This window comes from Amycolatopsis sp. NPDC051373 (assembly GCF_040689465.1).
In the GTDB taxonomy this organism is placed as follows: domain Bacteria; phylum Actinomycetota; class Actinomycetes; order Mycobacteriales; family Pseudonocardiaceae; genus Amycolatopsis.
The window spans coordinates 20,147-33,287 of record NZ_JBFBAE010000020.1 but is presented as its reverse complement, the minus strand read 5'-3'; the positions used below and the strand labels follow the sequence as shown (position 1 = coordinate 33,287).

Below are 13,141 nucleotides of genomic sequence, written 5' to 3'. Positions count from 1 at the left end.
TTGATCTGCGTCTGCCACTCGACGGGCGTTTCGCGCAGAGTGGCGACGTGGAGGTTCCTGCGCCCGTCGATGCCGAGTGCGCGCTGCCCGAGTCGGTGGCCGGTCTCGCGCTCGCGCGCGACTTCACCCGGACGACCCTGACCGGCTGGGGCTTCGGTGCCGTGGCCGACGACGCGCTGCTGATCGTGACCGAGCTGGCCACCAACGCCGTGCAGCACGGCGAGGGGAAACCCGTGCTGCGGCTCAAGTACGGCGACGCGGTGGTCCGGCTCGAGGTCACCGACGAGAGCACCGCGCTGCCGGCGACTCGCGAGTCCGGTCCGGACGGCGGCTGGGGCCTTCGGCTGGTGCAGGAGCTCTCGCTCGCGTGGGGCGTCATGTCCGGCGTGTCGGGGAAGGTCGTCTGGTGTGAGCTCGGCCGGGCTCCGCGCGAGTGAACCGGAGGCTGCTCCCGTGAGCCGGATGAGGCAGAGTTGGGGCATGGACGACCCCGCGGTGGACGACCTCGGCCTGCTGGTGCGGGGAGTCCTCGACTACGCGATCTTCATGCTCGACCCGACCGGCCGCGTCGTCACCTGGAACGCGGGCGCCGAACGCATCAAGGGCTACCGGGCCGAGGACATCATCGGGCAGCACTTCTCCGTGTTCTACCCGCCGGAGGAGATCGCCGCTCGCAAGCCCGAGCGTGAGCTCGAAACCGCGCTCGCCGAAGGCCGGCTCGAGGACGAAGGCTGGCGCCTGCGCAAGGACGGCACCCGGTTCTGGGCCAACGTCGTGATCACCGCGCTGTTCGACGACGAGCGAAACCACCTGGGGTTCGGCAAGGTCACCCGCGACATGACCGAACGCCGCGCCGCCGAAGAGGCCCTGCGCGAGAGCGAGGAACGCTTCCGCCTGCTGGTTCAGGACGTGGTCGACTACGGCATCTTCATGCTCGACACCGGCGGCCACATCATCAGCTGGAACGCCGGCGCCCAGCGCATCAAGGGCTACCGCGCCCACGAGATCATCGGCCGGCACTTCTCCGTGTTCTACCCCGCCGAGGACATCGCCGCCCGCAAACCCGAACGCGAGCTCGAAACCGCGCTCGCCGAAGGCCGGCTCGAGGACGAAGGCTGGCGCCTGCGCAAGGACGGCACCCGGTTCTGGGCCAACGTCGTGATCACCGCCCTGTTCGACGACACCGGCACGCACCACGGGTTCGGCAAGGTCACCCGCGACATGACCGAACGCCGCACCGCCGAGCAAGCCCTGGTGCAGCGGCGCCGGCTGGTCGGGCACCTCGTGGACGCCCAGGAGGTGGAGCGGCGGCGCATCGCGTGGGACGTGCACGACGACTCGATCCAGTCGATGGTCGCCGTCGGCATGCGGTTGCAGCTGCTGGCCGACCGGCTGCCTGAGGAGCACCGTGAGGGCGTGCACGCGCTCGACGAGTCGGTGCGCGCGGCGGTCGACCGGCTGCGCACGCTCGTCTCCCGGCTGCGACCGCCGGACCTGGACCGCCACGGGCTAGTGGTCGCGCTCACCGGTTACCTCGAAGAGGTCCTGCCCGGCTGGGGGCTCCAGTACACCCTGCGCCACGGCCTCACGGCCGAGCCCACCTCGGAAGCCGCCGTGACGGGGTACCGGATCTGCCAGGAAGCGCTCACCAACGTGCACAAGCACGCCCGCGCGTCGCGAGTGGAGGTTTCGTTGTCCACAGTAGACAGGGGCACGCTGTTCCGCTTGACCGACGACGGGGTCGGCACCGCCGTCACCGGTACCGACCCCGGCCGCGACCACTTCGGACTGATCGAGATGCGCGAACGCGCCGAGTCGGCCCACGGCTGGTGGTCGATGTCCAGCGAACCCGGTGAAGGGACGACCGTGGAGTTCTGGCTGCCGAGCGCCCCGGACGAGCAGCGGTGACCGGCCCCCTGCGCGTCGTGATCAGCGACGACGACGACATGATCCGCGACGCCCTGCGCGAGGTGCTCGACGAGCAGCCCGACATCGAGGTCGTCGGAGTCGGGCGCGACGCCGAAGACGCGATCACGCTCGCCGAGCGCCACCGGCCCGCCGTCGCGGTGCTCGACGTGCGCATGCCCGGTGGCGGCGGGGCCCGCGCCGCGCGTGAGATCGCGGCCCGCTGCCCGGGGACGGCGGTGCTCGCGTTCTCCGCCTACTCCGATTACGCGTCCATGGCCTCCATGGAGAGCGCGGGCGCCGTCGAGTACCTCGCGAAGGGTGTGCCGAACCGCGAGATCGTCGCGGCTGTGCGGCGGCTGGCCGGACGGTAGCCGCGCGCTCACGAGGGGTTCCGGTCGCCGGACCGGGGCGCGTCCGATCGGAGCCACTCACGCCGGATCGCCCGTATGGCAGGAAAATCACCCGAAAATGGGGTGTGACGCGACCCGGAACCGGGTAGCCGATGCTCGCCCCAGGGCGATCCCCTTCCCCGGCGACAGAGAGGGTGTCCGTCGTGAGCAGCTTCGTGGATACGGACCTCGGCGTGGACCACGGCTTCGACCGCGCGTTGCGCGGCTACCTCTCCCGGGTGGCCGCCGCGGTCGGCGTGGGACTGGAGTCCTGCACGGTCGACCTCGACGTGCCCGTCTCGGCCTACGTCGCCCTCGACCGGCGGCTCGAGCGGTTCCCCGACCGGGACCTGGCGCTGCTGTGGGACGAGGTGCACGGCTGGTCGGCGGCGATCGAGGCCTCGTGCGGGGAGGACCTGATCGTGCTGGCCTACCTCGACGCTGACGACGTGCTCGCCGAGCCCGCCGCCGTCGAGCGCTTCCTGGTGGCGCTGCGCGCGGCCGACCACTCCCTCGGCCGCCCCGACCCGCGCAAGCTGCGCCGCGCGGGCGGGCACGACGAGCTGCTGGAACGCCTGGCCTGACGCGGGCGATGCGTCGGCGCGGGCGAAAGCGGGTAGTCCCCAGTCGGGAAAGGAGTGCGTCATGGCACCGAAACGGCCCGTCTGGAGCGGCTCGCTGACCCTCGGCCTGGTGACGGTGCCGGTGCGGCTCTACAGCGCGATCGAGGACCACACCGTGCACTTCCGCCAGTTCGAGCGCGGCACGAGCGACCGCATCCGCTACCGGCGGGTGAACGAGCGCACCGGCGACGAGGTGGAGCTGGCCGAGATCGTGAAGGGCTACGAGCTCGACGACGGCGACTACGTGCTGGTCGAGCCCGAGGAGCTCGACGAGATCGCCCCCGGGCGCAGCAAGTCGCTCGACGTCGAGGCGTTCGCCGACCTCGCCGGCATCGACCCGATGTTCTTCGACCGCACCTACTGGCTCGCCCCCGCGAGTTCCGACTACGACAAGCCGTACTCACTGCTGCTCGCGGCGATGGCCAAGACGGACAAGGCGGGGGTTGCCAAGTTCGTGCTGCGCGGGCGCGAGTACCTGGCGCTCGTGCGGGCCGGCGACGGGGTGATGCTGCTCGACACGCTGCACTTCGCCGCGGACCTGCGGGACCGGGAGAAGTCGCTGCCGGACCTGCCGGAGAAGGCGCCGGCGCGCGGCAAGGAGTTCGACATGGCCGTGGACCTCATCGAGGCGCTGACGGAGGACTGGCGGCCCGAGGACTACCGCGACACCTTCACCGACCGCGTCCACGAGCTGATCGAGGCCAAGCGCAAGGGCGACAAGGTCACGCCGGCCACCGAGGCCGCGGAGCCGACGAAGGTGGTCGACCTGTTCGAGGCACTGCAGCGCAGCGTGAAGAACGGGAAGCGGCGTGGCAAGAAGGAGAAGGGGCCGCAGCTCGCGGACCTCACCAAGGCCGAACTCGACGAGCTGGCCAAGGAACGCGAGATCAAGGGCCGCTCGAAGATGAAGCGCGCGGATCTGGAACGGGCGCTGGAAGAGGCATCCTGACCGTCCGCCGGCGACACCGGGAGTCACCGGGGTTGCGCGAGCAGCCAGTCGAGCGCGGTGGGCAGCGCGTTGAGCACCGAGATGTGCCCGTCGCGGGGCCGCAGCCACAGCTGGGCGTCGGGCAGGTGGGCCAGCAGGTACTGCGCGTGCGACGCGGGGACCACGCGGTCGGCACCGCCTTGCACCAGCAGGACCAGCGTGCGCACGTCGGCGAGCTCGAAGGCCCAGCCGGACGCGTAGGCGACGTCGTCGTCGACCTCTCCGTCGTGGCCGGCGCCGCCGGCTTCCCCGGCGTCGGCGCCCAGCGGTCCCCACGCGCCTTCCAGCGCCGCCCAATCGGTCGCGACGAAGCTCGCCGGGTCGAACTCGTGCGTGAGCGCGTGGGCCATCCGCGCTTCGCGGCCTTCGCGGGCCGCACGCAGCGAAGTCGGGTCGGCCATCCCGGCGAACCAGTCGAACTCCTCGGTGTACGGCGCGACCCCGGCCAGGGCCACGGCCGCGGTGACGCGGTCCGGCAGCTGCGCGGCGGCCGCCAGCGCGTGCGACCCGCCGCCCGAAGCGCCGACCACCGCGAAGCGGCCGAGACCCAGCGCGTCGGCTGCCAGGCGCACGTCCTCGGCCGCGGACCCGATGGTGCGGCCCGGCACCGTGCTCGAACCGCCGTAGCCCGGCCGGCCGTAGGAGACGACCCGGATCCCGCGGGCGTCTGCGGCCTGCAGGACCGGTGCCAGCAGCGTTCCGGTCTGCGGCGTGCCGTGGAGCCAGACCACCGTGAGGGCGTCGCCGCGGCCGCTGTCGTGCACGCGCAGCACGCGGTCGCCGGCGAGGGTCAGATCGTGTGAGGTCCCCATGCGTCGCGACTCTAGCGGCCCGCGCGCGTGAGGGAACGGCGTTCACGGGGTACCTCGCGAGGTATGGACTCAGACGCGAACCCCGACCTCCGGCTCGACGACACCGCGGCCGAGCACCTCGAACCCGACCGCGCGACGCTGGACGCGGTCGGCAAGATCACCGAGGCGCTGGAGACCGTCGAGATCGCTCGCGGCCACCTCTACGAGTTCCACCAGCTCACCGGCTCCGCGGACCGCAAGCTCGCCGACGGCATCGCCATGCTGCGCGACGCGGGCCACGCCGCGCACGCCGACCGGCTCACCGAGCACCTGCTGGGCCGCAACGTGCTGCACGGGCGCTGGACGTTCCAGATCGTGGAGGAGTACGACACCACCTACTACCGGGCGTTTCACGACCACGAGACCCGCGTGCGCGAGCTCACCCGCGGCGTCCGCCACCTCGCCGAGGCCCGCGTGAAGCGCGAGAACCGCACGGCCGGGCTGCCGGGCCACGAAGCCACCCCGAACTCGCAAGACTGAGCCTCGAACCCCCACCGCGCGAACCCCCACCGATTGAACCCACAGCGCCTCGGAAACGACGCGGCACAAGCCTTCCCGCTAAGGTTTCGGTGAACCGACCGCGCGAGTGGAGGCACCAGGAATGAGCAACGTTGAGACCGAGCCACCCGTCCTGGACTGCGGGGACGACGCGGCCGGCCACGGCGGGGTCGAGGTGCTCGGCGCGCGGGACGTGCCGCTGGGCGGACCGCGCGCTATGAAGGTGCGCCGCACGTTGCCGCAGCGCAAGCGTTCGCTCGTCGGCGCCTGGTGCTTCGCCGACCACTACGGGCCCGACGACCCGAGGACGACCGGCGGCATGTCCGTCGGCTCGCACCCGCACACCGGCCTGCAGACGGTGAGCTGGCTGTTCGCCGGTGAGATCGAGCACCGCGACAGCCTCGGCTCCCACGCGATGATCCGCCCGGGCGAGCTGAACCTCATGACCGGCGGCCACGGCATCTGCCACTCCGAGGTCTCGACGCCGGAGACCACCACGCTGCACGGCGTGCAGCTGTGGGTCGCGCTGCCCGACGCGCACCGCCACGCCGAGCGCGACTTCCAGCACTACGCCCCGCCCGTGACCGACCTCGGCGGCGCCACCGCACGCGTTTTCCTCGGCACGCTCGCCGGTGAGACGTCGCCGGTCAAGACGTTCACCCCGCTGCTCGGCGCGGAGCTGGTCCTGGAGCCCGGCGCCCGCGTGACGCTCGACGTCGACCCCGAGTACGAACACGGCGTGCTCGTCGACACCGGCGAGGTCACCTTCGCCGGCTCGACGCTGCACACCACCGACCTCGGTTACCTCGGCACCGGCCGCGGCACGCTCGAGCTCGCGAACACCGGCGAAGGCCGCGCTCGCGTGATGCTGCTCGGCGGGCCGCCGTTCGGCGAGGACATCGTGATGTGGTGGAACTTCGTGGCCCGCACGCACGAGGAAATCGTGGAGTACCGCGAAGCGTGGCAGGCCGAGTCACCGCAGTTCGGGGCGATCCCCGAGGTGCCGGGCGACCCCGCGCGGCTGCCCGCTCCGGTCCTGCCCAACGTGCGGATCAAGCCGCGCCGCAACCCCTGACGAGCGCCGCGAAGATCCGGTCCACGTCCTCGCGCCCGGTCCGCCAGTTGCTGAACGCGGCCCGCAGCGCGGGCACGCCCGCGTAGACCGTCGGCGTCACGAACGTCTCGCCCTCGGCGGCGACGGCGCGCACCACGGCGTCGATGCGCTCCTGCGTCGGGCCCTCGGCCAGCGTGAAGCAGACGACGTTGAGCCGCACCGGCGCGAGCAGCCGCCACTGCGGCATGCCGGCCAGGCGGTCGCCGAGGTCGCGGGCGTGGGCGACGCAGCGTTCCACGATCTCCCGGTGCCCGGCCCGCCCGTACGCGGCGAGCGTGCACCACGCGGCCAGCGCCCGCAGCCGCCGCGACGATTCGGGCGTGCGGTGCACGAAGTCCGGGTTGTCGCCCGGATGGCCGAGATAGGCCGCCGAGTTCTGGAACACGCGCACCTGCAGGTCGAGCCGGCGGCTGAACTGGATCGCCGAGTCGTAGGGCACGTTGAGCCACTTGTGCAGGTCGACGCACACCGAGTCGGCCAGCTCCAGCCCGTCGACGAGCCCCGCGTGCTCGGGCGAGAGCGCGGCGAACCCGCCGAACGCGGCGTCGACGTGCAGCCAGAACGGGTACTTCTCCTTGAGTGCGGCGATCGCCCGCAGGTCGTCGAAGTCGACGGTGTTGACCGTGCCCGCGTTGGCGATCACGATCGCGGGCCGCCCGCCCAGCTCGGCGAGCGCCCGGTCCAGCGCGTCGACGTCCACGGCTTCACGTTCGGAGTGCACGGTCACCGGCCGCAGCGCCGAGCGGCCCAGTCCCAGCACGGACATCGCCTTGAGCGCGCTGGAGTGCGGCGACCCGCTGAGTACCTCGACCGGCCCGAGTGCGGCGACCCCGGCGTCGGCGACCGTGACGCCGAGCCGCTCCCCCAGCCACTCGCGCCCGATCGCCAGACCGACCACATTGGACATCGTCGCACCGGACACGAACGCGCCGCTGAACTCGGACCCCAGCCCGAACAGCTTCGCGAGCCAGCCGACCGTCTCGCGTTCGAGGTCCGAAGCCGAGGAATCCAGCGACGACACGGGGTTCTGGTCCGCCGCGGCCGTGAGCCAGTCGCCGGCCACCGCCGCGGGGGTCGCGCCGCCCGTGACGAAGCCCAGGTACCGCGGCCCGGCACTCGCGGCGAACCCGGGCGCCCAGCGTCGCCCGAACTCCGCCAGCGCGGCCCGCGCGCCCACGCCGTCCTCCGGCAACTCGGCGGGTTCGAACGTCCCCGGCGGCACCGCCACCGGACGGTCCGCCACCCCCGCGAGCAACTCGCCGGCCTGCTCACGCGCGGCGTCGAGCAGCGCGGGCAGGCCGGCGAGGTCTTCGGCCAGCTTCGAGTACACAGCCACCTCCTGCGGCGACCCTAGCCGCGCACGGCCACGCCCGTCGCAGGCCAATCCTGCGGAACTGGCCCGCTCAGCGGCTCAGGCGCGTCCGCGCCCGCCCCGGGTCGAAGTTCACCTTCCGCAGCGGACCGGCGACCAGCAGCACCAGCGCCACGGCCGACACGCCCGCCAGCAGCAGCGCCGCCACGAACTGCGCCGCCTCCGACGTCGCCGAGGCCAGCACCGCGAACCCGGCGAGCACCACGACCGTCGGGCCCGCCAGCGCCGCCACCGTGGCCGGCACCGGGACCCGCCGCCCGTCGGGCCGCCGGGCCGAGACGACCGCCGCGCCGGCACACACCACCGCGGCCACGAGGAGGCAGCCGCCCACGGTGTCGGAAAGCCGGTGCCAGCCGAGCGCGACGGTCGCGGCGGCTACCCAGGCGACGCCGAGTGAACCCACGGCGAGCACCCAGGTGCGCATCCGTGCGGGCAGCACCACCGCCAGCGCGAACAGCACCGCCGTCGCCGCGCTGACGTGCCCGCTCGGGAAGCTGTTGTGGCTCGCGACGGCGTAGCCGTCGTGGCTCCCGGGCCGGTCGAGCACGTAGATCTTGAGCAGCTGCGCGGCGACCAGCGGGATCGCGAGGAGCACCAGCGCCGTCACGCCCAGGGCGAACCGGCGCCGCACCAACGCCAGCGCGAGGACCAGCACGGCGACCGCGCCGAGCAGCACCACGAGGTCCACGTCGCGCAACGGCACCGCCCAGTCCACAGTGGACGGGCCGGTGGCCTGGGCGCTGTGCACCACGCCGTTCTCCGCCTCCTGGCCCGCTGCCGTGCGCACGAAGAGCAGGTACGCCACGAGGAACGCGACCGCGCAGCCCACCGCGCTCGCGACGAGCAGCACGGTGCGCGACGGTGTCCGCGCCTCGAGCGCGTGGCGCGGGGAGCCGGACGGGGTGATCGGGGGTGCCTCGGGGAACGTCACTGCCATGGACCCGAGTCTCGGCGGGAGATTTAGCGGTCGGGTCAGTGCCGTGTCATGGTTTTGCTACAAGATCGCCCCGGTTCGCCCCACGCTGCGGTTTTCCGAATAATGGCCGGGGTGGCAGAGGTGTTGGTGGTCGAGGACGACGCGGCCGTACGGGAAGGACTCCAGCTGGCCCTGCGCAGGCAGGGTCACGTGGTGCACACCGCCGGCTCGGGCGAGGCGGGGCTGGACCTGGTGCGCAAGCACCTACCCGACATCGTGGTGCTCGACCTGATGCTGCCCGGGATGGACGGGTTCGAGACCTGCCGCCGGATGCGCTCGCTGGGCGAGGTGCCCATCATCATGCTGACCGCGCGCAGCGACGACTTCGACGTGGTCGCGGGCCTGGAGGCCGGCGCCGACGACTACGTGGTGAAGCCGGTGGAACCGCGCGTGCTCGACGCGCGGATCCGCGCCGTGCTGCGGCGCGCGGTCAGCGATCACGACGGGCGCGCGGGCGAGGTCGAACGCCACGGCGAGCTGGTGATCGACCGTGCCGGCATGCTCGTGAAGAAGCGCGGTGATCAGGTGGCGCTCACGCCCACCGAGCTCAAGCTGCTGCTCGAGATCTCCCGCACGCCGGGCCAGGTGTACAGCCGCCAGCAGCTGCTCACCGCGGTGTGGGACCACGACTATCTCGGCGACTCCCGCCTGGTCGACGCCTGTGTGCAGCGGCTGCGGTCCAAGATCGAGGACGTGCCGGCGCGGCCCGACCACGTCCAGACCGTGCGGGGCTTCGGCTACCGGTTCGGCCGCTCGTGAGGCGTCCGCGGCTGCGGCCGTGGCTCTCGGGGCTGCGGCCCCGGCTGGTGCTGTCCTTCGCGGCGATGACCCTGGTCGGCGCGGCCGCCGCGGCCGGCGCCAGCTACGTGACGGCGCGCACGACCATCCTGCAGGGCGTGCAGGACCCGGCCATGGTCCAGCTGCGCGACCAGGTCACCGCGTACCTGCCGCAGATGACGCTGCCGCCGGACCAGCGCCAGCTCGACAACCTCGCCGACAACCTCAAGGGCACCACCGTCGCGGTCTACCGGGACCTGCGTTCGCGGTCGGGGCTCGACCCCTCGGAGCTGCCCGCCGACCTGCGCGAGGAGGTTGCCGCCGGCGGCACGATCCAGTTCAAGCGGGTGATCAGGGGCGACACCCCGCTGCTGATGGTCGGGATGCCGGTGCTGCAGCGCGGCGACAACGGGGTGGCCCACACGGGCGTCGAGGTCTACTCCATGGTGTCGCTGGCCGCGCAGCAGACCGCGATCGACCAGCTGGCCACCCGCGCGTGGCAGACGGCCGCCCTGGCGCTGCCGATCGCGGTCGCGCTGGCGCTGCTGGCCGCCCGGCAGGTGCTGCGCCCGGTGCGCGCGCTCAACACCGCGGCGCGCAAGCTCGGCCACGGGCAGCTCGACGTCCGCCTGCGCGCCAAGGGCTCCGACGAGCTGGCCCAGCTCGTGACCACGTTCAACAGCACCGCGGCGGAGCTCGAACGCACCGTGGGCACGCTGCGGGAAATGGAGGCCGACGCGCGCCGCTTCGTCGCCGACGTCTCCCACGAGCTGCGCACCCCGCTGGCCGCGATGAACGCGGTGACCGACGTGCTCGACGAGGACGCCGAGCAGCTGCCCGCCGACACCGCCGTCGCCGCGCGCCTGGTGTCGACCGAAACGCGCCGGTTGACGCGGCTCGTGCAGGACCTGGTGGAGATCTCGCGGTTCGACGCCGGGCGCGCCGAGTTGCGGCTGGAGGAGTGGGACGTGGCGCAGGGCGTGACCGACAGCCTCGCCGCGCGCGGCTGGACCGCCGCCAACGGGATCGTCACCGACCTGCCGGCCGGCGTCGTCGCGACCGTCGACCCGCGCCGGCTCGACATCGTGGTCGCGAACCTCGTCGGCAACGCCCTGCGCCACGGCGAAGCGCCGGTCGAGGTGCACCTGGCCGCCGACGCGCACACCGTGACGCTGGAGGTCGCCGACCACGGTCCCGGCATCCCCGAACCCGTGCTGCCCCGCGTGTTCGACCGCTTCACCAAGGCCGACTCGGCGCGGGCGCGCTCGGAGGGCAGTGGGCTCGGCCTGTCCATCGCGCGGGAGAACGCCCGGCTGCACGGCGGCGACGTCGAGGCCGCGAACACCGGTTCCGGCGCGCGGTTCACCCTGTGGCTGCCCCGTCACCCCCGGCCAGGAGAGGCGCGATGAAGAAGCTCGTGACCGCGCTCGCCGTGCTCCTGCTCGTGAGCGCGTGCGGCATCCAGCCCACCGTCGTCGTGCCCGCCGGTCCCGCCCCGACCGCGGTCGGCCCCGGCGCCCGCGCGAACCAGCTGACGCTGTACTTCCTGGTCGACGGCCAGCTCGCCCCCGTCGTGCGCAGCTGAGGCAGCCCGGTGTCGCCGGAGCTGGCGGTGAACGAGCTGTTCCAGGGCCCCAGCCCGGTCGAGCAGAAGAGCGGGTACTACTCGCTCCTGTTCCCCGGCGACGGCCAGGTCACCATCGACACCGGCAGCGTGCCGCCGACGGTGTCCATCCCGTTCTCGATCAAGCCGCTCTACCTCGGCGTGGACCAGGTGGTCTGCACCACCGTCGCCGCGATGTCGGCGGCGGGGCTGCCCGTGGACCTGCGCGGCGTTTCGGTGGTCACGCCCGATTCGCGCATCGGTCCGACGCTCTGCACGTTTTGAGCCGCTGACAGAAGCCGGTCAGGCGGGGTAGGCGCGCAGAGCCCGCGCGTCGGCCAGCGAACGCGCCCACCATTGCAGCTGGTCGAGCAGCTTCTTCACCGCCGCACCGGTGGCTTCGGCGTCGGTGGGGCTGCCGGACTCGTCGAACCGGCCGTGGGCACCGTGGAAGCTCACGGTGTCGCGGATGGTCACGGCGTGCAGCTCGGCGAAGACCGGGCGCAGGTGCTCCACCGCGCGCAGGCCGCCGGAAAGTCCGCCGTACGCCACGAAAGCGACCGGTTTGGCCTGCCACTCCGAGCGGAACCAGTCGACGGCGTTCTTGAGCGACGCCGGGTAGCTGTGGTTGTACTCCGGCGTGATCACGACGAACGCGTCGGCCGCGGCGAGCCGGGCCGCGAGGCGCCCGGCCTCCGGCGCGGGCTCGGACCCGAACGCGGGAAACGCCAGCGGCAGAGCCAGATCGGCGCAGTCGACCACGTCCACCTCGAACCCGCCGTGCGCGGCGGCCTCGCGGGTGAACCAGTTCGCGACCGTCGGCGCGAACCGTCCTTCCCGGACACTGCCGACGATCACGGCAACCCGGACCGGAACTTCTGACACGATTATTCTCCTCGAATCACCGTGCGGAACCGGGTGTCCCGCACCGGAACCGAGTCTGGAACTTCAAGCTCACTTGAAGTCAAGCTGTCCTCGCTCCCTCTATCCTCGCTGCCATGACCAAGACGGAGCTGCCCGAGCTGACCGTGGGCGAGCTGGCGCACCGCACCGGGGTGCCCGCCTCGGCCCTGCGGTTCTACGAGGACGAGAAGCTGATCCGCAGCCGTCGCACGGCGGGCAACCAGCGCCGTTACCGCCGCGACACGCTGCGGCGCGTCACGTTCATCCGGATGTCGCAGCGGGTGGGCATGCCGTTGTCGCAGATCCGCGAGGTGCTCGCGCTGCTGCCGGACGACCGCACCCCCACCCGCGCCGACTGGGCCCGCATCTCCCACTGCTGGCGCGAAGACCTCGACGAGCGCATCCGGCAGCTGGAGCAGCTGCGCGACCAGCTCACCGACTGCATCGGCTGCGGCTGCATGTCGCTCACCAAGTGCCGGCTGGCGAACCCCGGCGATCGCCTCGGCCGCGAGGGCCCGGGGCCGAGGCGGCTCCCGGACCACCGCGGGGACGGCTACCCGTGAGCCTCAACCCGGCCTTAGCCCAGCACGAGGCCGCGTACGTAGGCGGCCTGCCCGGCGTGCTGCAAGTCGTCCGAAAGCACACTGATCAGCCGCACGCCCAGGGTCACGGGCGGGTCCCAGCGCTCATCGACGACGGCGTCGAGCGCCTTGCCCTCGAGGCCGCCGACCCACGCCACGGTGTGCTCGTGCACGGCGTCGTAGTAGCCGGTCAGCAGCTTGGGGTCGTCGATCTGCACGGCGGCGACGTCGTCGCTGCTGTGCGCGTAGCCGGTGTCCGCCGGCGGGAAGGGCAAGCCGAAGCGGCGGTGCCAGTCCTGCGCGGTCCAGATCTGCCCGGTGCCCGCGACGTCGGCCACGTGGTCGTCCTGCACGCGCGTGAGGTGCCAGACGAGCCAGGCGATCGAGTTGGCGCCCGGCCCGGGCCGGGCGACGAGTTGGTCGCCGGTCAGGCCGTCGACCGACTGGTGCACGACCTCCTGGATCCGGCCGAAGCCGTCCACGAGCAGATCGGCCACGTTCATCCGTAGTCCTCCTCGGTTCGTTCCTGCCTGCTACCCCGATCCTGCCGTACGCAAA

17 protein-coding genes are annotated in these 13,141 nt (G+C 72.5%); 12 read left to right on the top strand and 5 right to left on the bottom strand.

Going from position 1 to position 13,141, the window contains the following annotated elements; translation table 11 throughout:
• The first annotated feature begins 47 nt into the window (after positions 1 to 47).
• The 5 genes from AB0383_RS32140 (at position 48) to AB0383_RS32120 (ending at position 3,869) form a co-directional block, all read left to right on the top strand.
• Positions 48 to 437, top strand: a complete 390-nt coding sequence (locus tag AB0383_RS32140) for an ATP-binding protein (protein WP_366189333.1) — start codon at positions 48 to 50, stop codon at positions 435 to 437.
• A gap of 43 nt (positions 438 to 480) precedes the next feature.
• Positions 481 to 1,908, top strand: a complete 1,428-nt coding sequence (locus AB0383_RS32135) for a PAS domain S-box protein (RefSeq protein WP_366189332.1) — start codon at positions 481 to 483, stop codon at positions 1,906 to 1,908.
• Positions 1,905 to 2,279 (top strand): response regulator transcription factor, encoded by a 375-nt coding sequence (locus tag AB0383_RS32130; protein ID WP_364184672.1) that lies wholly within the window; start codon positions 1,905 to 1,907, stop codon positions 2,277 to 2,279. The genes AB0383_RS32135 and AB0383_RS32130 overlap by 4 nt, the downstream gene beginning before the upstream one ends.
• A gap of 182 nt (positions 2,280 to 2,461) precedes the next feature.
• Complete coding sequence (locus tag AB0383_RS32125; protein ID WP_364184670.1) at positions 2,462 to 2,881, top strand: DUF6292 family protein; 420 nt, start codon at positions 2,462 to 2,464, stop codon at positions 2,879 to 2,881.
• Positions 2,882 to 2,942: 61 nt separating this feature from the next.
• The gene (locus AB0383_RS32120; protein WP_364184668.1) at positions 2,943 to 3,869 is read left to right on the top strand and encodes a Ku protein; all 927 of its coding nucleotides are present in this window, start codon (positions 2,943 to 2,945) and stop codon (positions 3,867 to 3,869) included.
• Positions 3,870 to 3,892: 23 nt separating this feature from the next.
• Here AB0383_RS32120 and AB0383_RS32115 read toward each other — a convergent pair whose 3' ends face one another.
• On the bottom strand, positions 3,893 to 4,720 hold the full coding sequence (locus tag AB0383_RS32115) for an alpha/beta hydrolase (RefSeq protein WP_366189331.1): 828 nt from the start codon (positions 4,718 to 4,720) through the stop codon (positions 3,893 to 3,895).
• A gap of 63 nt (positions 4,721 to 4,783) precedes the next feature.
• Here AB0383_RS32115 and AB0383_RS32110 point away from each other — a divergent pair, with 63 nt between their 5' ends.
• Together AB0383_RS32110 and AB0383_RS32105 are read left to right on the top strand one after the other, a co-directional pair.
• Positions 4,784 to 5,239: a hypothetical protein gene (locus AB0383_RS32110; protein ID WP_364184664.1), complete on the top strand. Its 456-nt coding sequence runs from the start codon at positions 4,784 to 4,786 to the stop codon at positions 5,237 to 5,239.
• 121 nt (positions 5,240 to 5,360) lie between these two features.
• The gene (locus AB0383_RS32105) at positions 5,361 to 6,332 is read left to right on the top strand and encodes a pirin family protein (RefSeq protein ID WP_364184662.1); all 972 of its coding nucleotides are present in this window, start codon (positions 5,361 to 5,363) and stop codon (positions 6,330 to 6,332) included.
• On the opposite strand, the gene AB0383_RS32100 is transcribed toward AB0383_RS32105, so the two are convergent.
• Both AB0383_RS32100 and AB0383_RS32095 read right to left on the bottom strand, forming a co-directional pair.
• On the bottom strand, positions 6,310 to 7,701 hold the full coding sequence (locus AB0383_RS32100; protein ID WP_366189330.1) for a pyridoxal-dependent decarboxylase: 1,392 nt from the start codon (positions 7,699 to 7,701) through the stop codon (positions 6,310 to 6,312). The genes AB0383_RS32105 and AB0383_RS32100 overlap by 23 nt on opposite strands.
• A gap of 73 nt (positions 7,702 to 7,774) precedes the next feature.
• Positions 7,775 to 8,680, bottom strand: a complete 906-nt coding sequence (locus AB0383_RS32095) for a phosphatase PAP2 family protein (protein WP_366189329.1) — start codon at positions 8,678 to 8,680, stop codon at positions 7,775 to 7,777.
• 111 nt (positions 8,681 to 8,791) lie between these two features.
• Between AB0383_RS32095 and AB0383_RS32090 the strand changes: the two genes are divergently transcribed.
• From AB0383_RS32090 to AB0383_RS32075, 4 genes are read left to right on the top strand one after another with little or no spacing between them, the layout of a single operon-like run.
• Positions 8,792 to 9,478, top strand: a complete 687-nt coding sequence (locus AB0383_RS32090) for a response regulator transcription factor (RefSeq protein ID WP_366189328.1) — start codon at positions 8,792 to 8,794, stop codon at positions 9,476 to 9,478.
• Entirely contained in the window at positions 9,475 to 10,905 is a 1,431-nt protein-coding gene (locus AB0383_RS32085; RefSeq protein ID WP_366189327.1) for a HAMP domain-containing sensor histidine kinase, read from the top strand. Before AB0383_RS32090 ends, AB0383_RS32085 begins: the two co-directional genes overlap by 4 nt.
• Entirely contained in the window at positions 10,902 to 11,081 is a 180-nt protein-coding gene (locus AB0383_RS32080; RefSeq protein ID WP_366189326.1) for a hypothetical protein, read from the top strand. Before AB0383_RS32085 ends, AB0383_RS32080 begins: the two co-directional genes overlap by 4 nt.
• A 27-nt stretch (positions 11,082 to 11,108) precedes the next feature.
• Entirely contained in the window at positions 11,109 to 11,384 is a 276-nt protein-coding gene (locus AB0383_RS32075) for a hypothetical protein (protein WP_366189325.1), read from the top strand.
• A gap of 18 nt (positions 11,385 to 11,402) precedes the next feature.
• Here the strand turns inward: AB0383_RS32075 and AB0383_RS32070 are convergent, their stop codons facing one another.
• Complete coding sequence (locus AB0383_RS32070; RefSeq protein ID WP_364184652.1) at positions 11,403 to 11,984, bottom strand: NAD(P)H-dependent oxidoreductase; 582 nt, start codon at positions 11,982 to 11,984, stop codon at positions 11,403 to 11,405.
• A 113-nt stretch (positions 11,985 to 12,097) separates the two neighbouring features.
• Between AB0383_RS32070 and soxR the strand changes: the two genes are divergently transcribed.
• Positions 12,098 to 12,565 (top strand): redox-sensitive transcriptional activator SoxR, encoded by a 468-nt coding sequence (gene soxR, locus AB0383_RS32065; protein ID WP_220242179.1) that lies wholly within the window; start codon positions 12,098 to 12,100, stop codon positions 12,563 to 12,565.
• A gap of 14 nt (positions 12,566 to 12,579) precedes the next feature.
• Here the strand turns inward: soxR and AB0383_RS32060 are convergent, their stop codons facing one another.
• A complete protein-coding gene (locus tag AB0383_RS32060; RefSeq protein WP_354869701.1) occupies positions 12,580 to 13,086 on the bottom strand; it encodes a DUF664 domain-containing protein in 507 nt (168 codons plus the stop codon).
• Positions 13,087 to 13,141: the final 55 nt, after the last annotated feature.